The organism is Bacillus massilinigeriensis, from assembly GCF_900111815.1.
GTDB lineage: Bacteria > Bacillota > Bacilli > Bacillales > Cytobacillaceae > Mesobacillus_C > Mesobacillus_C mediterraneensis.
The window spans coordinates 2,654,833-2,675,676 of sequence record NZ_LT630004.1 but is presented as its reverse complement, the minus strand read 5'-3'; the positions used below and the strand labels follow the sequence as shown (position 1 = coordinate 2,675,676).

Here is a 20,844-nt window from a genome sequence, read left to right as displayed (position 1 = left end):
AAAAACCGCCAGGCATCATCCTTGTCATCTTTCCGGAAAAAGGCTATTCTAAGGGGTAGCATTTAATCTTGTGGACAGTGTCCGGGTGAGGTGTCAGCTTCAATGGTCTTAAAATATTTTTCAGCACTCTTTTTGCCAGGGCTGCTCGTTGTTTTCTTCACAAGAGTCGCCTATAACCAAGTCATTGGGCTTGTGCTCACAGTCGGTCTGATTGCAGCCTCTGTTTACAAAGGATATACGGATTCGTGGTGGCTCATCGTCATCGATGCTTTTTCCTTGACGCTAGGTTTTTATTTTTCCAACAGGATGACAGCACGGTTTCGTAATAAAAAGTGATTTCTGCCTGCAGTGCCTTTAGTTAGGTGCGGCGGGCTTTTTGTATGGAGACTGCAAAGAAAGTCGAATTTTATCTAGAACGTTTGTTTGCTTTTTGTTGGTTAGCAATCGCCCCTTTGTGGTAGAATGTTTGTAGCAGGAAAAACGGACAGAATGACCCCGGACTTGTAACACGGGGCTCTTTTATATAGAAGGAATTTTCCGATGGGAGGCTTTACTGTGAAGGATCAGTTTGAATTGGTTTCAAAGTATTCCCCGCAGGGTGACCAGCCTGAAGCGATCAGAAAGATTGTCCAGGGAATCAAGGAAAAAAAGCGGCACCAGACGCTCCTTGGTGCGACAGGGACAGGAAAGACATTTACAATTTCGAACGTGATTAAGGAAGTGAACAAGCCTACCCTTATCATCGCGCATAACAAGACGCTTGCCGGCCAGCTGTACAGCGAGTTCAAGGAGTTTTTCCCGAACAATGCTGTTGAGTACTTTGTCAGCTATTATGATTATTACCAGCCGGAAGCTTATGTGCCTCAGACGGATACTTTCATAGAGAAAGATGCTAGCATCAATGATGAAATTGACAAGCTGCGCCACTCTGCGACATCTTCCCTTTTTGAGCGGAAGGATGTCATCATCATCGCAAGTGTCAGCTGCATCTATGGTCTCGGTTCTCCTGAAGAATACCGTGATCTTGTTGTGTCGCTCAGAACAGGGATGGAGATAGAGCGAAACCAGCTTCTTCGCCGTCTTGTCGATGTACAGTATGAACGGAATGATATTGACTTCCAGCGTGGAACTTTCCGTGTGCGGGGAGATGTTGTAGAAATATTCCCGGTATCCCGTGACGAGCATTGCATGAGGGTAGAGTTTTTCGGCGATGAAATTGACCGGATTCGGGAAGTCGATGCCTTGACAGGCGAAATCATCGGTGAACGGGACCATGTTGCAATTTTTCCAGCTTCCCACTTCGTCACTCGTGAAGAAAAATTAAAAATCGCCATCGAAAATATTGAAAAGGAGCTTGAGGAACGCTTGGAAGTGCTTCGGGCGGATGAGAAGCTGCTTGAAGCGCAGCGTCTTGAGCAACGGACAAGATATGATCTGGAAATGATGAGGGAAATGGGCTTTTGCTCAGGAATCGAGAACTATTCGCGGCATCTTACCTTAAGGCCGCCCGGATCGACGCCTTACACGCTACTTGACTATTTCCCTGAAGATTTTTTAATTGTGATAGATGAGTCTCATGTTACGCTGCCGCAAATAAGGGGAATGTTTAATGGTGACCAGGCACGGAAACAGGTGCTTGTTGATCATGGTTTCCGCTTGCCGTCTGCCATGGATAACCGTCCGCTCACATTTAAGGAATTTGAAGAGCATGTCAGTCAAATTGTCTATGTATCGGCAACACCAGGCCCGTATGAATTAGAACATACGCCAGAAATGGTGGAACAGATTATTCGGCCTACCGGGCTCCTTGACCCAACCATTGACGTTCGGCCAATTCAGGGCCAAATCGATGACTTGATTGGCGAAATCCAAGACAGGATTAAAAAGAATGAGCGGGTCCTCATTACAACATTAACGAAAAAAATGTCTGAAGACTTGACAGATTACTTGAAGGAAATCGGTATTAAAGTGCAATATCTTCATTCAGAAGTGAAGACGCTGGAGCGAATCGAAATCATTCGTGAGCTTAGACTTGGGAAATACGATGTGCTTGTAGGGATTAACCTACTAAGGGAAGGTCTCGATATACCGGAAGTATCGCTTGTCGCCATCCTCGATGCCGATAAGGAAGGTTTCCTCCGCTCTGAACGCTCATTGATCCAGACGATCGGCCGCGCTGCCCGGAACGCCTCTGGCCACGTCATCATGTATGCGGACAGAATGACCAACTCTATGGAATTAGCCATTTCTGAAACAAAACGGCGGAGGATAATTCAGGAATCCTACAATGCGAAACATGGAGTTACACCGCAGACGATCCAGAAGGAAATCCGCGATGTTATCAAGGCTACTTATGCTGCGGAAGAGCAGGAATCTTACAGTCCTGCGGAAGGCATGAAGAAGCTTTCGAAGAAGGATCGCGAGAATGTAATTGCCAATATGGAAACAGAAATGAAAGAGGCAGCGAAGGCGCTCAATTTCGAAAGAGCTGCAGAGCTGCGTGATTTGATACTAGAGCTAAAAGCGGAAGGATGACGTATACATGGCGATGGATAAACTCATAGTAAAAGGCGCCAGAGCCCATAATTTGAAAAATATCGATGTCACCATTCCGAGAGATAAGCTTGTCGTTTTGACAGGGCTTTCCGGTTCAGGAAAGTCCTCTCTGGCATTTGACACTATATACGCAGAGGGGCAGCGGCGCTATGTAGAATCGCTGTCCGCCTATGCGCGCCAGTTTCTTGGACAGATGGACAAGCCGGATGTGGATGCGATTGAAGGACTTTCTCCTGCCATTTCGATTGATCAGAAGACAACGAGCAGGAATCCACGTTCCACAGTTGGAACCGTAACGGAAATCTATGATTATTTAAGGCTGCTATTCGCAAGGGTCGGACGCCCTGTCTGTCCTAACCACGATATTGAAATTTCATCTCAAACGATCGAGCAGATGGTGGATCGAATTATGGAATACCCTGAAAAGACAAAGCTGCAAGTGCTTGCCCCAATGATCTCCGGCAGGAAAGGGACGCACGCGAAGGTTTTGGAAGATGTGAAGAAACAGGGCTATGTCCGTGTTCGTATCGATGGAGAGATGCGGGATCTCGGCGACGAAATTGAACTGGAAAAAAATAAGAAGCACAGCATAGAAGTTGTCATCGACAGGATTGTTGTCAAGGAAGGAATTTCAGCCCGACTGGCAGATTCCTTAGAAAGCGCGCTTCGGCTTGGGGAAGGAAAAGTTCTCATTGATGTCATCGGCCAGGAAGAGCTAATGTTCAGCGAGAATCACGCATGTCCCATTTGCGGCTTTTCCATCGGAGAGCTTGAACCGCGGATGTTTTCCTTCAACAGTCCTTATGGAGCATGTCCGGAATGCGATGGTCTCGGTGCAAAGCTTGAAGTGGATGTGGACCTTGTCATTCCGAATAAAGATTTATCATTGAATCAGCATGCGATTGCGCCATGGGAACCGACATCATCCCAATATTACCCTTCACTTTTGGCTGCGGTCTGTCAGCATTATGGAATCAGCATGGATACACCGGTTAGGGACTTGCCAGCCAGCCAGCTGGACAAGATCCTGCACGGATCAGGGAATGAACGCATTTACTTCCGCTACGAGAACGATTTTGGGCAAGTAAGGGAAAATTATATTGTATTTGAAGGTGTTCTTAGGAATATTGAGCGGAGATACAAGGAAACAAGCTCTGATTATATCAGGGAGCAAATGGAAAAGTATATGGCTGAGCAGGCCTGTCCAACATGTAAAGGTAAGCGGCTGAAGTTAGAGAGTTTGTCTGTCCTCATATCTGGCAGGAACATCGGAGAAGTGACGGCCCTATCCATTGAAGAGGCGTATGACTTCTTTTCAACGCTGGAGCTTTCGGAAAAAGAAATGAAGATTGCCAACTTGATATTCCGTGAAATAAAAGAGCGACTCGGGTTCCTAATTAATGTAGGGCTGGATTATTTGACGCTCAACCGTGCTGCTGGAACCCTTTCGGGTGGAGAGGCACAGCGAATCAGGCTTGCAACCCAAATCGGTTCAAGGCTGACAGGGGTTCTGTATATTCTTGATGAACCATCCATTGGACTTCATCAGCGGGATAATGACAGGCTGATCGGCACGTTGAAGAACATGCGTGACATTGGAAACACCCTCATTGTCGTAGAGCATGATGAAGATACGATGCTTGCAGCAGACTATCTGATCGATGTCGGCCCTGGAGCGGGTGTCCATGGAGGAGAAATCGTTTCGGCGGGAACGCCTGATGAAGTGATGAACGACCCTGCATCGCTTACAGGGCAGTACTTGTCCGGCAAAAAGTTCATCCCGCTTCCGGTTGAACGGAGAAAGTCTGATGGCCGCTTGATTGAAGTCAAAGGAGCGAAGGAGAACAATCTTCGAAACGTCCATTTGAAGCTGCCGCTCGGAATGTTTGTCGCTGTTACAGGTGTTTCTGGATCTGGAAAAAGTACTTTGATCAATGATATTCTCCACAAGGCTCTTGCGATGAAGCTTCATAAAGCAAAAAGCAAGCCGGGAGAATTCCGTGAAATCAAGGGAGTGGAACAGCTCGAAAAGGTCATCGATATTGACCAGTCCCCAATCGGAAGGACTCCGCGTTCCAATCCTGCAACCTATACGGGCGTTTTTGATGATATCAGGGATGTGTTTGCTTCAACAAATGAAGCAAAAGTGCGTGGCTATAAAAAAGGCCGGTTTAGCTTCAATGTGAAAGGCGGACGCTGTGAAGCTTGCCGTGGCGACGGAATCATCAAGATTGAAATGCATTTCCTCCCTGACGTATATGTGCCATGCGAGGTATGCCACGGAAAGCGTTATAATCGTGAAACGCTCGAAGTACTTTATAAAGGAAAAAATATTTCTGACATTCTTGATATGACTGTCGAAAATGCGCTTGAGTTCTTTGAAAATATCCCGAAAATCAAGCGGAAGCTGCAAACAATCTGGGATGTCGGTTTAGGATATATCACGCTTGGCCAGCCTGCGACAACTCTATCAGGCGGGGAGGCTCAGCGTGTTAAGCTTGCGTCAGAGCTTCATCGTCGCTCAAATGGACGGTCGTTATATATCCTCGATGAGCCGACGACAGGTTTGCACGTCGATGATATTTCGCGCCTCCTAACCGTCCTGCAGCGTCTTGTTGAAAATGGGGATACCGTCCTTGTGATCGAGCATAATCTAGATGTAATTAAAGCTGCAGATCATATTATCGACCTTGGTCCAGAAGGCGGTGACCGCGGTGGTACGATCATTGCTGCAGGAACACCAGAAAAAGTGGCAGAAACACCAGGCTCTTATACAGGAAAGTACTTGAAGCCTATCCTTGAGCGTGATCGTCTCAGAATGGAAAAGCTGGTAGAAGAACGTGAGACTAGCACTATTTAAGGGAAAACAAGGCTTCCGGAAGAAGGGAGCCTTGTTTGCTTAGGAAGAATGAAACTTCTTCCAACTATCATCGTATATATTGGTGTAGCAATTATAATGTTGAAGGGGATGAAGCGAAATGAAGGAAGAACGGAAGCGCATCCTGAAGATGGTGGAGGACGGCAAGCTGTCGGTGAATGAAGCGTTATTCCTATTGGAGCAGCTTGAGAAAACAACCGAGAGCATGGAGGAAAAGCAGGAGGAAATCAAGAAAGAGCTGTCTGCTGTCGTGCAGGAAGAAGAGAGCAGCAGTAGGGCAGAAAAGAAAAAAGAAGAAGGTTTTGGAGAGACTTTTCGGTCGATTCAGGATAAGGTGTTCGATTTTGTCGATACTACTTTTAAGAAAATTAAGGACCTTGACCTTGATCTGAATTTTGGGCACGCTGTAGAAATTGAACATATTTTTCAGCAGAACGATACTTATATTAATAAAATCGACATAGATATCGCTAACGGCAGCGTCCGCCTTGTTCCATGGGATCGCCGAGATGTCCGCATCGAATGCAGCGTGAAAGTATATCGTGTAGAAACAGAAGAGGAAGCGCGCCGCAAACTACTGGAAGATGCCGTATTTGCCATTGAAGGCCAAAGGCTTCGCTTTGCCGTACAGCAAAAGTGGATGAAGGTTACTGCTGAACTGTACGTCCCAAGGGAAGACTATGACAGTATCCGCATCAGGCTTTTTAACGGTGGAATTGAAGGCAGCAGCCTTTCGACGCGGGATTTTAGAGCGAAGACTGCCAATGGAAAAATCTCATTTGATAACCTTCAATGTCGCAAGCTTGAAAGCGAAACGGCAAATGGCCATCTCAAGGTATATAACAGCAGCATACACAATCTAGAGGCAGAAACGATCAACGGTGCTATTACGGTGCTCGGTTCTTTCCGCTATGTTGATTTGCAATCCTTTAACGGCCAGATTGACTGTAGGGTGGAAAATGATGATTGCGAAAACATTGAAGCAAAATCTTCAACAGGAAGAGTAGAGCTTACAGTACCTGCCGTTGCGGCAGCTGGAACACTAAAATCTAATCTTGGCAACTTCAAGGTGAATTTCGAGAATGTGCGCGTCGTGGAGGATAAATCGGATATGATCCAAAAAACGATGCGTTTCGAACCTGCTGATGATGCTCCGGCCTCTCTGCGAATCTGCGCAGAATCAAAAACGGGAGCCATTACGCTGAATAGAAATGAGGGGAAAGAAGCAAACTAGCTGCTGCTCCTGTTTCCGAAGACAGAGGTGAAAAATGATGAAATGGCTTCTAGGAATCGTTATTAATGCAATATTATTTACAGCAATCTCTGGATATTTTGGGGAAGCATTTTACATGGAAAGCTTTGGAGCTGCTTTGGGAGCCAGCTTAGTGCTCTCAATTCTCAATGTGCTCGTCAGGCCAATCCTGATTTTACTGACACTTCCAGTAACTATTTTGACCCTTGGATTGTTCTTGTTCGTCATCAATGCTATCACCATTCTTATTACAGATGAAGTGATGGGGGCAGCTTTTGAAGTGCAGGGGTTTGGGATGGCATTGATGACCGCTGTGATCATGGTGCTCGTCAATCTTATTCTCCAGAGTACGGTGCTCAAACAGGAAAAGTAAAAAACAGATCCGGCCAAAAGCTGCTGGAGCTGTTTTTACTTTTTTTATCTTCGATTTTAGTACAAATTCAATTTCAGCAACATATGGAAAATAAATAGAATTGACTGTAGATACTATAGCGATTACCGTAGATAAATGAACCGTTACCGTAGATAACCTCATTCCAGAAGCAGTCCACCAAGGCGTATGCCTTGGTGTAATCGGTTACACAAGCAATTTATTTCAAAAAGTCATCCCAACCTACCGAAAACTGTCCATTCCTCCCCCAAAAACAAATCAAAATTACAATTTTTTAGGGTTTGAGGGCAGAATCGAGTGTGGAGAGCAAGCCTGAATACTGCAATTAAAATAGATCCGGCGGGAAAATAGCGAAATCGGAGCTAATATTTTCTAGCATTTTTTTTCTTTAAGCGATATTGTTCGGCGGTGGCTGAAGCAATGGCCTTAGCGATTATCCGCCGATACGTTTCTGAGAGGAGGAGCTGGCTTTCTTCCCTATTGGTCATGAATCCTGCTTCGATTAGGACTGCATCCATCATTGTTTCTCTCAAAACATGGAAGTCCGCTGTTTTGACGCCTCGATTGCGAAGACCTGTTGTTGCCACTGCATTTCGCTGGATCTTTTGAGCTAACGCATAGGCAACTGGGGGCTTCCTTAAATAAACGTATGTCTCGATTCCCCCAGGCTCGCTCCATCCTGAGCTGAAAGCATTGGCATGAATAGATACATAAAGGTCTGCACGCTGCAAATTCGCTTTCCGCGTTCGTTCCGCAAGCGGGATGTCCCGTTCGTCAGAATGAGCGAAAGTGACTGTAACGTCCTCATAGCTCACCAGTAGTTTTCGAGTATACTCTGCAACAGCTCTGTTAAACTCGTACTCACGCATTCCGTCAGGACTCCGCTTCCCGGGAGTAGCGTAGCCGTGGCCTGCATCCAACACTATTTTCATATCTGTGTCCTCCTTTAAAAAACTTCTTCTATCTATTAGATATAGAGTTTTCGTTTAAAAGGACATACCAATGAGATTATTTTTCCAGACTGTAAAGATCGTCCAGTTTATCGGAAATGAACTTTCCGGCATCGGCAACACCTAGATTATAAAAGTGTGTGGCAAGCTTTTCAGTGAAAAATTCCAAAATCAGCAGGGCAGCAAGATTCCCTAATTCTTCTCCTCTCTCCGTTAAAAAGTATTGCTGAATCTCTCCCGCGAACAGTTCTTTTGTTTCCTTATCTAGCTGAAATTTTCCAGGCATCTGTCCTTCCCCTCTCCTGTTTTAATTTCATTATAAAGGGGTGCTGGCAAAAATGGTAAAAAAGAAGGCGGTCACGTTTTGTTCTCAACAAAAAGATGCTAAAATAAAAAGTATTGCACGCATTGAGGATGAAAGGAGAGGCTTTCTTGGTAAAGGTCCGTACAAAAGACATCATCGAAAAATTTAATCTGGAACTTGTCAGCGGTGAAGAAGGCATTAATAGGCCAATTACGACAACGGATATTTCACGCCCTGGTATCGAAATGGCTGGATATTTTGAATACTACCCTGCGGAAAGGCTGCAGCTTATAGGAAAAACAGAACTCTCTTTTTTCGAAAAGCTGGACGAGGCTGACCGAAAGTCACGAATGGAAAGGCTATGTACTGATATTACACCTGGAATTATTATTTCCCGCGGCATGGAAGTACCAGAGGAACTCGTAGAGGCGTCGGAACGCGAGTCTGTTCCTGTGTTGAGGTCGAATCTTAAGACGACGAGGCTTTCAGGGCATTTGACTAGTTTCCTGGAAAGCAAGCTGGCACCGACTACTGCTGTTCATGGTGTGCTTATTGATATATATGGGGTCGGTGTTCTCATAACAGGGAAGAGCGGTGTAGGAAAGAGCGAAACCGCACTCGAGCTTGTGAAGCGGGGACACCGTCTTGTGGCAGATGACTGTGTGGAAATCCGCCAGGAAGACCAGGATACCCTTGTGGGTACATCGCCAGAGCTGATCGAGCATTTGCTTGAGATTCGGGGACTTGGCATTATCAATGTCATGACCCTTTTTGGAGCTGGCTCCGTCCGCACGCATAAACGTATTTCGCTCGTCATCCACCTTGAGCTCTGGGATCAGGCAAAGACATATGATCGTCTGGGCCTTGACGAAGAAACGATGAAGATTATTGATACAGATATCACAAAGCTCACCGTTCCGGTCAGACCGGGAAGAAACCTTGCTGTCATTATTGAAGTAGCTGCAATGAATTTCCGCCTCAAACGAATGGGAATGAATGCAGCGGAACAATTCACGAGTCGGCTTTCGACAGCCATTATGGATGGTGGCCAAGAAGACCGTTAAGTTCTTCGTTGATATAGAGATTTTACAGGGAGAGGGAGGAATAGCATGGAAGAGAATATTGTACCGCTCGATCCAGTGGCTTTTTCATTGGGACCGATTACCGTCCATTGGTATGGACTCATTATTGGTGCAGGTATCGTGTTAGCGTTGTGGCTTGCGGTCAGGGAGAGTGAGCGAAGGGGACTCGACAAAGAAGTCTTCCCTGATCTTTTGCTTTGGGCTGTTCCAATCGCAATCATTTGCGCCAGAATTTACTATGTCATTTTTCAATGGGATTACTATGGACAGAATCTTGGAGAAGTCCCCAAGATATGGAACGGAGGTATTGCCATTCATGGTGCCCTCATAGGTTCAGTTGTGACTGCGTATATTTATGCAAAAAATAAAGGATTATCGTTTTGGAAGCTTGCTGATATTGCCGCACCGAGCATTATCCTTGGCCAGGCAATTGGGCGATGGGGCAATTTTATGAACCAGGAGGCATACGGCGATGAAGTGGCGCGCAGCTTCCTAGAAAATCTCCATCTTCCTGATTTCATCATAAATCAGATGTACATAAATGGCGCATATTACCACCCAACCTTCTTATATGAATCAGTTTGGGATATGCTGGGTTTTGTCCTTCTTATCTCTTTGCGCAGAGTCAATCTTGGCAGAGGGGAGCTTTTTCTCACCTACATTATCTGGTACTCTGTCGGCCGCTTTTTCATCGAAGGTTTGCGGACGGACAGTCTTATGCTAACGGATTATTTACGAATGGCACAGACGATATCCGCGGTCCTTATTGCTGTATCAATCGTGCTATGGATTTACCGGAGAATGAAAGGGTATTCTCAAGTGCGCTATCATGATAGTGAATCGGAAAAAGAATAAATATTCAGGGAGGGAGGATGCTTTATGGTTTCAACGTTGAAAAAAGGATTCATTGTTGGCTTGCAGACAACGTGGACACTGGGGAAAATCATCTTCCCTGTCACGCTGATCGTTTCAATTTTGCAGCACACTCCTTTTTTGCCATGGGTTATCACAGCGATAGAGCCGCTGATGGGTTTCCTTGGATTATCGGGAGATGCAGCAATTCCGCTCGTGCTCGGAAACTTTCTAAACCTGTATGCGGCAATTGGAGCGGTATTGTCTCTGGACATGACGGTAAAGGAAGTATTTATTATCGCAGTGATGCTGAGTTTTTCGCATAACCTGTTTATCGAGACAGGCGTCGCACTGAAAGTTGGCGTCAAGCTGTGGATAGTTCTTCTTGTCAGAATTGGGCTAGCCCTTCTTTCTGCGGTCGTCATCAACCTCGTCTGGCAAGGCGGGGAAGAAATGGCGAAATACGGGCTCATTCCTGCGAAAGAAGAAATCACCGAAGGATGGGTTTCGATTTTGCTGAATGGTTTGGAAAAGGCTGGGATAGGGGTATTCCAGCTTGCCATCATTGTCATTCCACTCATGGTAGGTATCCAGATACTGAAGGACTTGAAATGGCTTGATGTTTTTTCAGGGTGGATTTCTCCTGCAACGAAGGCGCTTGGCATGGAGGCAAATGCCTCAACGACGATGGCTGCCGGATTGCTTTTTGGTCTTGCGATGGGCGCAGGCGTGATGATCCAAGCGGTTAGGGAAGATGGTGTAAGCAAAAAGGATGCTACGATTGCGTTCATTTTTCTTGTCGCCTGCCACGCAGTTGTGGAAGACACGTTAATATTTGTACCGCTTGGCATACCAGTCATCCCGCTGCTTCTAATCCGGCTCGGAGTCGCAGTGTTTTTAACGGTGGCGGTCGCATTTTTCTGGAAACGGGCTGAAGTAGCAAAAAGAAAGGAAGCTTACTATGAGCAATAGCATCGATACAGTTTTATTCGACTTGGATGGTACTTTAATTGATACAAACGAACTGATTATTTCCTCTTTTCTGCATACACTGGAACAATACTATCCTGGGCAGTACGGACGGGAAGAGGTTCTTCCGTTTATGGGACCCTCTCTGAAAGAAACGTTTGAAAAGATTAATCCTGGGCGCTGTGATGAAATGATCAGCGTCTATCGAAAATATAATTTGGAGCAGCACGATTTCCTCGTAAAGGAATTTGAAGGAGTTTACGAGTCTGTCCGAATTCTTCATGAAAACCGGAAAAAGCTTGCGATTGTTACGACAAAACTTTCAGATGTCGTTCATAAGGGATTAAAGCTGACAAAGCTTGATGCTTTCTTCCCGGTAATCGTAGCCATCGATCATGTGGAAAAGGCGAAGCCTGATCCTGAGCCTGTACTGAAGGCTTTAAGTCTTCTGAATGCTGATGCTGAGAGTGCCATAATGGTAGGCGATAACCATCATGACATCCTTGCTGGAAAGAATGCCGGCACAAAAACCGCTGGTGTTGCCTGGACGGCTAAAGGGAGAGAGCATCTTGCAGCATACAAACCTGATTTCATGCTTGAACGCATGCCAGACCTTTTGCCGATTGTCGGAGTTTAAAGATGCGCAGGACAAAACGATATCCTGTTGAAGGGGCAAATTCCCTTTGGCATGTGTATAAAACAGTCCCCTTCCTCAAGGTAGTAAAAAATTTCCTCGTCATCCAAACGGCTCGGTACACGCCTTTTCTTGGAATGAAAAATTGGCTGTACAGAACTTTTTTACGCATGAAAGTCGGCGAGCAAACATCTTTCGCCCTGATGGTCATGCTGGATGTCATGTTCCCGGAGAAAATCAGTGTTGGCAAAAACACGGTCATCGGTTATAACACGACCATCCTTGCCCATGAATATCTCATCAAGGAATACAGGCTTGGCGAAGTGGTCATTGGCGATCGAGTGATGATTGGCGCTAATACGACCATCCTTCCCGGCATTACCATTGGCGATGATAGTATCGTTTCTGCAGGTACGCTTGTCCACAAAGATGTGCCTTCAGGTTCCTTTGTGGGGGGAAACCCTATGAGGGTCATTTATACGAAAGAAGAGTTAGAAGCAAGATGGAAGAATGATTCCATTTATGGCAGTAATCGATAGTCAGAAAAATGCATGACCCCTCTATTTTATTGATAGAGGGGTTTTATTATTTGAAAATAATTAAAAATAGGAAGATTATCAATAATTAATCTTGATGTCATTTTCTTGTCTTTTAATAAATCTTATAATATATTTTTCTAGTATTATGAAAAATATAGGGAGGTATCGTATGAAAAGAATTGGACTTGCTTGGCAGATTCTAATCGGTTTAGTGCTCGGTATCATTGTTGGTGCCTTATTTTATGGAAACTCGCAGATTGGTTCCTATTTACAGCCTGTCGGAGATATATTTTTAAGATTAATAAAAATGATTGTCGTTCCAATTGTTATCTCCTCTATCATTCTTGGAGTTGCTAGCGTTGGTGATACAAAGAAACTCGGCCGTCTCGGCGGGAAAACTATTATATATTTTGAAATAATTACAACTGTTGCGATTGTTCTCGGAATCTTAGTTGCAAATATCTTTCATCCAGGAACAGGCGTGAACATGAGTTCTCTTGAGAAAACGGATATCAACAGCTATGTAGAAACAGCTGAAAAAGTGGAAAGTCACGGATTTGCTGATACAATCGTCAATATTGTACCAACGAATATTATCAATTCCATGGCACAAGGCGATATGCTGGCTATCATTTTCTTCTCTGTTCTATTCGGTCTTGGAGTAATGGCTGTTGGAGAAAAAGGGAAACCCGTGCTGGCGTTCTTCCAGGGAACAGCTGACACTATGTTCTATATGACAAACCAGATTATGAAATTTGCACCGTTTGGTGTTTTTGCATTGATTGGTGTAACCGTATCCAAATTTGGAATTGCATCACTTATTCCGCTCGGGAAGCTTGTTATCACTGTGTACTTAACAATGGCGTTCTTCATCGTTGTGGTACTTGGAATAGTTGCAAGAATGGCTGGCGTGAACATTTTCCACCTTCTGAACTTCTTGAAGGATGAGTTGATCCTCGCATACTCGACTGCAAGTTCTGAAACAGTACTGCCAAAAATCATGGAGAAAATGGAGAAGTACGGATGTCCGAAAGCGATTACATCTTTCGTTATTCCGACAGGTTACTCCTTCAACCTTGATGGTTCCACCCTCTATCAGGCGATTGCAGCCATCTTTATTGCTCAAATGTACGGTATCGACTTGACGCTTGTAGAGGAGTTTTCTCTTGTTCTTGTTCTAATGGTTACATCTAAAGGAATTGCAGGCGTACCAGGTGTATCTTTCGTCGTCCTTCTTGCGACGCTTGGCACTGTTGGTATTCCAGTTGAAGGACTTGCTTTCATCGCTGGAATCGACCGCATCCTTGATATGGCTAGAACAGCAGTTAACGTTGTCGGCAACTCCCTTGGAGCAATTGTTATCTCCAAGTGGGAAGGCGAATTCAAACCAATGTCCGAAAGAGAACGCGACGAAATGGTCGCATAATATTCAGCGAAAAACGGCAGGCACCGCTCTGAGGTGCCTGCCGTTTTTGCTATTTTAAAATAATCTGCAGGATATCAATTTGGGATAGCACACTTTACCATGTATATTATGCTTACATAATGATTATTGATCCTTCTGCTTATTCAAATACCTTCCATGCTCTGGAACGGCAATCGCAGCGAATTCCTTTACGAGCATTTGCAATCCTTCCGTTAATTCTTTTCCTGCCATCGACTTTCCATGTCCTGTAACAGCGATATTCGGTTGAAGCCGCTGTAAAAGCTCCACAGAGGATCTTGCTGCCTCCCAATTGGTAGTCAAATATCTCGGTGGCCCGCTGATCTCTTTCTTCTGTGTGACGACCTTATAGAGTGATTCTTGCTTGACTGTCACAAATGCATCACCGGCAATAAGCATCCGGTCTGATTCCCGAAAAAAAGAAACGTGCCCTTGTGTGTGCCCTGGTGTATGGAACCATTTCCAATCAGCGAGATGTGGAACGCTCCCATCCATGGGGAGAGGATGTACTCTTGCTCCGAGATCAATTCCCTCATTCGGATAGATAGCTGCACTCTTTGCAAGAAGTCCCCCGTCCACTGTTGGGTCAGGCTCCGGATAATCGTCAGCACCCGTCAGGAATGGAAGCTCCCTTTCATGCGCATAAACCTCAACCTGCCATTCTTCCGCAAGCTCTCTAAGTGCCCCGACATGATCAAAATGACCGTGTGTCAACAGGATGGCTTTCGGAGGGTTATTCTTTCCGAACAAAGCTTCCGCTTCCTCTGCAACTTTTTCTTTTGACCGCGGCATCCCAGCATCTATTAGTACCCAATCGTTTCCTTCTCCGGGAACCCCGATAAAACAGACGTTGACAATCTGGACGGTGAAATAGTGAACATCTGCCGAGGCTGACTGCAGCTTTCCGCTAGCAATGGAAGTGACTGGGATAAACCTCTTTTCTGAACTATTTTCCATATTGATGCCTCCTTCCAATCTATTTCCTATTTTACCCGATCAGGCTGAAAAGAAACGATATTCGCATTAGATTGATTCTAGCAAAAATACATATTGTGGAAAAAATATCTTTGGTGAACTTATCTCTGCATCCATAATATAGTAATACTGAAACACCAAACCCGAACTATATCCCAAGCTACATAATCAGAATGTCACCATATTCCATAGGAGGCTAAGGAAGCATGCGATCAGGAGAAAAAAGAAAATTGGTATTGATTACGTTGTGTTCAGCTATGTTGTTTTTATGTCTTGTGGCTGCAGCATTTTTATCCCCGCTGCAGCAAAACCCTCAGAGCGCGGAAGGGATGGTCGCATTCTTTGGAATCACTCTTGCTCTCTATGTCATTCCGCTCCTTCTCTATGTGCTTGGAGTCCGGATGATGAAATACGTCATGGCTGCTTTTTGCTGCGTCGGAATTCTTGCTGTTCTGCTTACATTTCTAATCGTAATAATGTTTGCTGAATCAACTTCCTATCGGTTTTCAGATTTTTTTCTAGCCGTTTTCTTTTGCATCGGCGTATTTGTCGTGAACATAGAGTGGCTTTACACTGCGCTGCAAAGGGATAATTCCACTCAGGAAAACAGTGCTGAAAGGCAGGGTGAAAGTTAAATCCCGCTGGAATTCAAAAGTTCAACTCTGAGACGATCGAAAATACTAGGGAAACCTAAAAAAAGGGGAATTTAGGAAAAGGCAAAACGTCTTCCCCTCTTCTCCGAAAACATCTCTATGTGATATAATATATTAGTTAATAACCATTTTTGGAGGATTCGATGGGAAAAAACTTTAAAGCAATCAAACAAACTGGGCAAGTACTGTCATTTGTTCCTAATGGCGAGTATTACTATGCCAAAGGAATCAGGGCATACAATCGACGGGATTTGCAGCGGGCGTACAAGTATTTTTCCCGTGCGATGGAGCTGGAGCCGGGAGAACCGATGATCGTATGCCAGCTGGCAATTGTCCAATCAGAAATGGGCGAGCACCAGCAGTCGATTCGTCTCTTGCAGCTGATCCTTGAAGAATATGACGAAGAAATGGCAGAATGTCATTACTTTTTAGCCAACAATTACGCTCATTTGGGCTTATTTAAAGATGCATATCATCAAGTCAACCTCTATTTAAAGAAAGATCCGGAAGGTGAGTTCGCGGCAGATGCCGAAGATTTGCTAGAAGTGATCACGGTGGAGGCAGAGAATCTTGATGAGGAACTGTTTGAAGATGATGAGCTCATCATGAAGCAGGAAGAAGCAAGACAGCTGCTTGAAGATGGCGAATTTATGAAGGCTGTCGAGGTATTTGAAGCGTTGGTACGTGACTTTCCTGAGTACTGGTCCGCTTATAATAACCTTGCCCTCGCATATTTTTACCTTGGGGAAACCGATAAGGCAGCAGGGATTCTTGAAGAAGTGCTCGAACTGAACCCGGGGAACCTGCATGCACTTTGCAATCAGCTTGTGTTTGCATACTATAACAGAATGGATGAGGAAGTTGCCAGGCTAACAGAAGTGCTTGCGAAAATTCACCCGCTGACAGGAGAACAGCAGTTCAAGCTGGGAGCTACTTTTTCGCTTATCGGAGAATGGGAGCATGGATACAAATGGCTTAAGCGGCTTCAGCGGTTTGGTCATGAAGGCGACGGTGCGTTTTATTACTGGTTATCCTGCTCCGCGTATCATACAGGCAGGGAGCAGGCGTCGAGACACTATTGGAAGAAAGTGCTTGTGGAAAGTCCTGAAAGGGTAGGGCATGAGCCATGGAGTGAACGCAACCATGGCAAGCAGCTTGACACGCAAATATCCTCCATTATCACAAGGTTCCAGAGTGATAACATGGAAGAACGGCTTCTCGCCTTGTTTTTGACAGCTCTTTCTGATCAAAAAGAGCAAGTGCTGAAAGAAGAGAATATTAGCGGCAAGCTATCTGACATGGAAAAGCTCTATCTGGAGTTTATCGAGTCGGGCCTCCGCGAGAAGGAAATGGAAGTAGTGCTTCGCGCTCATGATACTGCCATGCATTTGTATAGATTCCATCAGCCTATCAATTATGAGTGCGCAGGCATTTATATCATCTGGTTTGCTGTTTTCCAGGGAGCCCTCCAAGAAGGCTACAGCTTGAAAAATAACAAAGCCTGGGCGGCGGCAATTGACTATGTATGGGCGCAATTTCGCGAATTCAAGGCAACAAGGCAGGAAACTGCAGCCCAATACGATATCTCCGTATCTACTTTAAGTAAATATGTCAAAATGGTGACTGGCCTGCTTAGCTAGCATATGTCCCGTACGTTTTTCCGAGCACATTCTTGGACGTACGGGCCTTTATTTTTATAGGATAGGAATAGCAAGGAAATACTAAAAACGGTATCCGTTCAATGGAAGGGAAATAGGAGGTTATACCTATGGCTGAAGAAAAAATTTATGATGTCATCATCATTGGTGCAGGGCCGGCAGGAATGACGGCAGCTGTGTATACATCAAGGGCAAATCTGACAACGCTTATGATTGAGCGCGGCGTCCCGGGCGGCCAAATGGCTAACACGGAAGAGGTTGAAAACTATCCTGGCTTCGATCATATTCTTGGACCGGAACTTTCAACAAAAATGTTCGACCATGCGAAGAAATTCGGGGCGGAATATGCATACGGCGATGTAAAAGAAATCATCGATGGCAGGGAATACAAAACAGTGATTGCTGGTTCGAAAGAATACAAGGCAAGGGCTGTGATTCTGTCCGCTGGAGCAGAATATAAGAAAATCGGCGTACCTGGTGAAAAGGAACTGGGGGGCCGCGGTGTTTCTTATTGTGCTGTCTGCGATGGCGCGTTCTTTAAAGGGAAAGAACTTGTAGTAATTGGCGGAGGAGACTCTGCTGTCGAAGAGGGTGTCTACTTGACTCGCTTCGCTTCAAAAGTAACGATTGTTCACCGCCGCGATGAACTTCGGGCACAAAAAATTCTTCAAGACCGTGCGTTCAACAATGAGAAAATTGATTTTATCTGGAGCCATACAGTGAAGGAAATCAATGAGAAAGACGGCAAGGTCGGCAGTGTTACGCTTGTTTCCACGAAAGATGGCCAGGAGATGGAATTCAAGACAGATGGTGTGTTCATCTATATCGGCATGGTTCCATTGACAAAGCCGTTTGAAAGCCTTGGGATTACAAACAGCAATGGATACATTGAAACAAATGAAATCATGGAAACAAAGGTTCCCGGCATCTTTGCCGCAGGAGATATCCGTGAAAAAACACTTCGTCAGATTGTAACAGCAACAGGTGACGGCAGCATTGCCGCTCAAAATGCCCAGCACTACGTCGAAGAGCTGAAGGAAGAGCTAAAAGGGCAAGCCTAAGCTGCGAAAAGTAATGCTATATTAATTCTTCTGTAACAGTAGCGAAATAATCGGCGGGTATAATAGGAATAGAAATTGACCCCCTTTTGAAAATATACCCTTTATCAGCACAGGTTCTCCTGTGCTCTTTTTTTATGGTACAGAAGCGGAGATATGACTATAACAAGGGTCTTTTATTTCCCAACCTTTACAAAAATATCACTTTTCATTTCATTGAGAGTGCTTTCTAAAAATAGTATAATGAAAAGAATGATATGATTGTCCATTCTTTATTTGAAGGTGAATGCTATGCAGCGCGTAACCAATTGTTTATTGATCAGGGATAATAAAGTACTTTTGCTGCAAAAGCCCAGAAGAGGCTGGTGGGTAGCACCGGGCGGCAAGATGGAGCCTGGAGAGACAGTGAAGGATTCATGCATACGAGAATATCGTGAAGAGACAGGAATTTATTTGCTGAATCCTAAGATTAAAGGGATTTTTACATTTGTCATCAAAGATGGGGATACAGTTGTATCCGAATGGATGATGTTCACATTCTTTGCTACAGAATCAACTGGTGTCCATCTTGAAACATCGGACGAAGGCACGCTTCAGTGGCATGATGTTAGTGAAATTAAGAATTTGCCCATGGCTGCGGGTGATTACCATATCCTCGACTATATGGTTCAGGGAAAAGGGATTATCTACGGCGCATTTACCTATACGCCAGATTTTAAGCTGATCAATTACAGGCTTGATCCGAATTAACATAAAACATTCTATCAATTATAGAAACCGAAGAATTGGGGGAAAAATATGACGACCGGCTCTACGAATGATACGCAGATTGTCATTATAACAGGAATGTCAGGAGCGGGGAAAACTGTTGCCATCCAAAGCTTCGAAGATCTTGGTTTTTTCTGCGTCGATAATTTGCCGCCAACCTTGCTCCCGAAATTCCTGGAATTAATGAAGGAATCCGGCAACAAGATGAACAAGGTGGCGCTTGTGATGGACCTGCGTGGAAGGGAGTTTTTCGATTCCCTCTTCCGTGCGCTTGATGATCTAGGAGAAACATCATGGGTAACGCCGAAAATATTGTTCCTTGATGCGGATGATGCAGCGCTTGTCCGACGGTATAAAGAAACAAGGCGCTTCCATCCGCTTGCTCCATCTGGCCTTCCGCTTGAAGGAATCAAGCTGGAGCGTGAACTACTGGAAGAACTGAAGGGCAGAGCGCAAATCATTTATAATACCTCTAACATCAAGCCAAAAGAATTGCGCGAAAAAATTCTGGAAGACTTTGCAGCGGACGGAAGGACAACTTTTACCGTGAATGTCATGTCCTTTGGCTTCAAACACGGCCTTCCAATCGATGCAGATCTTGTCTTTGATGTGCGCTTTTTGCCAAACCCGCACTATATCGATCATATGCGGCCGAAGACAGGACTTGATGAGGAAGTGAGCACTTATGTGCTGAAATGGAATGAGACGCATAAATTCCTCGAAAAAGTAACAGATTTGCTTGCTTTCATGCTGCCGCATTACAAACGGGAAGGGAAGGCCCAGCTTGTCATCGCCATCGGCTGTACCGGCGGCCAGCATCGTTCCGTTGCGCTCGCGGAGCACATTGCGCATCATTTTGAAAACGATTATAAAACAAGGGTGTCTCACCGAGATATCGATAAGAGAAAGGCACATTCCTCATGAGAAAAGGCAGCCTGCCAAGGGTCGTTATTATCGGCGGTGGAACGGGACTGCCGGTATTGCTTCGCGGCCTGAAGCAGTATCCTATTGATATTACCGCTATCGTCACAGTGGCGGACGATGGCGGAAGTTCTGGCCGGCTTCGGGCTGATTTATCCATCCCGCCGCCGGGAGATATTAGAAATGTACTCGCGGCACTTTCGGATGTCGAGCCATTGGTTGAAGAAATGTTCCAGCACCGCTTTTCCACCTCGAATGAACTTTCCGGCCATTCGCTCGGTAACCTCATCCTTGCTGCGATGACTTCTATTACGGGGAACTTCTCCCATGCCATTCAGGAAATGAGCAGGGTGCTGAATGTGAAAGGAAAAGTGCTCCCTGCTGCCAACCGAAGCGTTATATTGAATGCAGAAATGGAAGATGGAACGATTGTAAGCGGAGAAAGCAAGATTCCCTACTCCGGGAAAAAAATCAAGCGAGTATTCCTCAGTCCGGAGGGAGTGCAGCCGCTGCCAGAAACGGTCGATGAAATAAGGGCGGCCGACTTGATTGTAATCGGACCTGGAAGTCTTTTTACTAGCATATTGCCTAATCTTCTTGTCGAAAGACTTGGCAAGGAAGTTTGCGAGGCGAAAGCGAAAAAGGTGTATATATGCAATTTGATGACCCAGGCAGGAGAAACGCTTGATTTTACTGCAAGTGACCATGTTCAGGCGATTTATGAACATATGGACTGCTCCTTTCTCGATGCGATTCTTGTCAATAACGAACCTATCCCTGAGGATATTGAGCTGCGCTACAAGGAAGAGCTGGCACAGCCTGTGCGTTTTGACCGAGAACGTCTTTTGCATATGGGGATTGATATATTGGAAGATGAGATTGTCATTCAGACGGATGGTGTTATTCGCCATGACACCAATAAAGTTGCGAGAATGCTCATTTCCCTTTTAGAGGTTTAGC

The 20,844-nt window shown here is 45.1% G+C and carries 20 protein-coding genes; 17 read left to right on the top strand and 3 right to left on the bottom strand.

Going from position 1 to position 20,844, the window contains the following annotated elements:
* Positions 1 to 102 precede the first annotated feature (102 nt).
* The 5 genes from BQ5796_RS14020 (at position 103) to BQ5796_RS14000 (ending at position 7,059) form a co-directional block, all read left to right on the top strand.
* Positions 103 to 336, top strand: a complete 234-nt coding sequence (locus tag BQ5796_RS14020) for a CsbA family protein (protein WP_071460783.1) — start codon at positions 103 to 105, stop codon at positions 334 to 336.
* A gap of 219 nt (positions 337 to 555) precedes the next feature.
* Positions 556 to 2,535, top strand: coding sequence for an excinuclease ABC subunit UvrB (gene uvrB, locus BQ5796_RS14015; protein ID WP_071461310.1), 1,980 nt, complete (start codon positions 556 to 558; stop codon positions 2,533 to 2,535).
* Between the two features lie 7 nt (positions 2,536 to 2,542).
* On the top strand, positions 2,543 to 5,416 hold the full coding sequence (uvrA, locus tag BQ5796_RS14010; protein WP_071460782.1) for an excinuclease ABC subunit UvrA: 2,874 nt from the start codon (positions 2,543 to 2,545) through the stop codon (positions 5,414 to 5,416).
* 118 nt (positions 5,417 to 5,534) lie between these two features.
* On the top strand, positions 5,535 to 6,668 hold the full coding sequence (locus tag BQ5796_RS14005) for a DUF4097 family beta strand repeat-containing protein (protein ID WP_071460781.1): 1,134 nt from the start codon (positions 5,535 to 5,537) through the stop codon (positions 6,666 to 6,668).
* A gap of 37 nt (positions 6,669 to 6,705) precedes the next feature.
* Entirely contained in the window at positions 6,706 to 7,059 is a 354-nt protein-coding gene (locus tag BQ5796_RS14000) for a phage holin family protein (RefSeq protein WP_071460780.1), read from the top strand.
* A gap of 380 nt (positions 7,060 to 7,439) precedes the next feature.
* On the opposite strand, the gene BQ5796_RS13995 is transcribed toward BQ5796_RS14000, so the two are convergent.
* Entirely contained in the window at positions 7,440 to 8,009 is a 570-nt protein-coding gene (locus tag BQ5796_RS13995; RefSeq protein WP_071460779.1) for an N-acetylmuramoyl-L-alanine amidase, read from the bottom strand.
* A gap of 76 nt (positions 8,010 to 8,085) precedes the next feature.
* Positions 8,086 to 8,313, bottom strand: a complete 228-nt coding sequence (locus BQ5796_RS13990; RefSeq protein WP_071460778.1) for a DUF2164 domain-containing protein — start codon at positions 8,311 to 8,313, stop codon at positions 8,086 to 8,088.
* Between the two features lie 146 nt (positions 8,314 to 8,459).
* Between BQ5796_RS13990 and hprK the strand changes: the two genes are divergently transcribed.
* From hprK to BQ5796_RS13960, 6 genes are all read left to right on the top strand, one after another.
* Complete coding sequence (gene hprK, locus BQ5796_RS13985) at positions 8,460 to 9,395, top strand: HPr(Ser) kinase/phosphatase (protein WP_071460777.1); 936 nt, start codon at positions 8,460 to 8,462, stop codon at positions 9,393 to 9,395.
* Between the two features lie 45 nt (positions 9,396 to 9,440).
* The gene (gene lgt, locus BQ5796_RS13980) at positions 9,441 to 10,268 is read left to right on the top strand and encodes a prolipoprotein diacylglyceryl transferase (RefSeq protein ID WP_071460776.1); all 828 of its coding nucleotides are present in this window, start codon (positions 9,441 to 9,443) and stop codon (positions 10,266 to 10,268) included.
* Between the two features lie 24 nt (positions 10,269 to 10,292).
* Complete coding sequence (locus tag BQ5796_RS13975; RefSeq protein WP_071460775.1) at positions 10,293 to 11,237, top strand: nucleoside recognition domain-containing protein; 945 nt, start codon at positions 10,293 to 10,295, stop codon at positions 11,235 to 11,237.
* Positions 11,227 to 11,871: a pyrophosphatase PpaX gene (gene ppaX / locus BQ5796_RS13970; RefSeq protein ID WP_071460774.1), complete on the top strand. Its 645-nt coding sequence runs from the start codon at positions 11,227 to 11,229 to the stop codon at positions 11,869 to 11,871. The genes BQ5796_RS13975 and ppaX overlap by 11 nt, the downstream gene beginning before the upstream one ends.
* A 2-nt stretch (positions 11,872 to 11,873) precedes the next feature.
* Complete coding sequence (locus BQ5796_RS13965) at positions 11,874 to 12,407, top strand: acyltransferase (protein WP_071460773.1); 534 nt, start codon at positions 11,874 to 11,876, stop codon at positions 12,405 to 12,407.
* 169 nt (positions 12,408 to 12,576) lie between these two features.
* Positions 12,577 to 13,833: a cation:dicarboxylate symporter family transporter gene (locus tag BQ5796_RS13960; protein WP_071460772.1), complete on the top strand. Its 1,257-nt coding sequence runs from the start codon at positions 12,577 to 12,579 to the stop codon at positions 13,831 to 13,833.
* Positions 13,834 to 13,956: 123 nt separating this feature from the next.
* Here the strand turns inward: BQ5796_RS13960 and BQ5796_RS13955 are convergent, their stop codons facing one another.
* Positions 13,957 to 14,808 carry an MBL fold metallo-hydrolase gene (locus BQ5796_RS13955; RefSeq protein ID WP_071460771.1) on the bottom strand — a complete coding sequence of 284 codons (852 nt, stop codon included), beginning with the start codon at positions 14,806 to 14,808 and terminating at the stop codon, positions 13,957 to 13,959.
* Positions 14,809 to 15,032: 224 nt separating this feature from the next.
* Here BQ5796_RS13955 and BQ5796_RS13950 point away from each other — a divergent pair, with 224 nt between their 5' ends.
* The 6 genes from BQ5796_RS13950 to BQ5796_RS13925 all read left to right on the top strand — a co-directional run bounded on the left by BQ5796_RS13950 (position 15,033) and on the right by BQ5796_RS13925 (position 20,843).
* Positions 15,033 to 15,461 carry a DUF5391 family protein gene (locus tag BQ5796_RS13950; protein ID WP_071460770.1) on the top strand — a complete coding sequence of 143 codons (429 nt, stop codon included), beginning with the start codon at positions 15,033 to 15,035 and terminating at the stop codon, positions 15,459 to 15,461.
* 161 nt (positions 15,462 to 15,622) lie between these two features.
* Positions 15,623 to 17,119: a tetratricopeptide repeat protein gene (locus BQ5796_RS13945; RefSeq protein WP_071460769.1), complete on the top strand. Its 1,497-nt coding sequence runs from the start codon at positions 15,623 to 15,625 to the stop codon at positions 17,117 to 17,119.
* Between the two features lie 128 nt (positions 17,120 to 17,247).
* Entirely contained in the window at positions 17,248 to 18,198 is a 951-nt protein-coding gene (gene trxB, locus BQ5796_RS13940; protein ID WP_071460768.1) for a thioredoxin-disulfide reductase, read from the top strand.
* 288 nt (positions 18,199 to 18,486) lie between these two features.
* On the top strand, positions 18,487 to 18,945 hold the full coding sequence (locus BQ5796_RS13935) for an NUDIX hydrolase (RefSeq protein ID WP_071460767.1): 459 nt from the start codon (positions 18,487 to 18,489) through the stop codon (positions 18,943 to 18,945).
* Between the two features lie 48 nt (positions 18,946 to 18,993).
* Positions 18,994 to 19,887: an RNase adapter RapZ gene (gene rapZ, locus BQ5796_RS13930; RefSeq protein WP_071460766.1), complete on the top strand. Its 894-nt coding sequence runs from the start codon at positions 18,994 to 18,996 to the stop codon at positions 19,885 to 19,887.
* On the top strand, positions 19,884 to 20,843 hold the full coding sequence (locus BQ5796_RS13925; RefSeq protein ID WP_071460765.1) for a gluconeogenesis factor YvcK family protein: 960 nt from the start codon (positions 19,884 to 19,886) through the stop codon (positions 20,841 to 20,843). Before rapZ ends, BQ5796_RS13925 begins: the two co-directional genes overlap by 4 nt.
* Position 20,844: the final 1 nt, after the last annotated feature.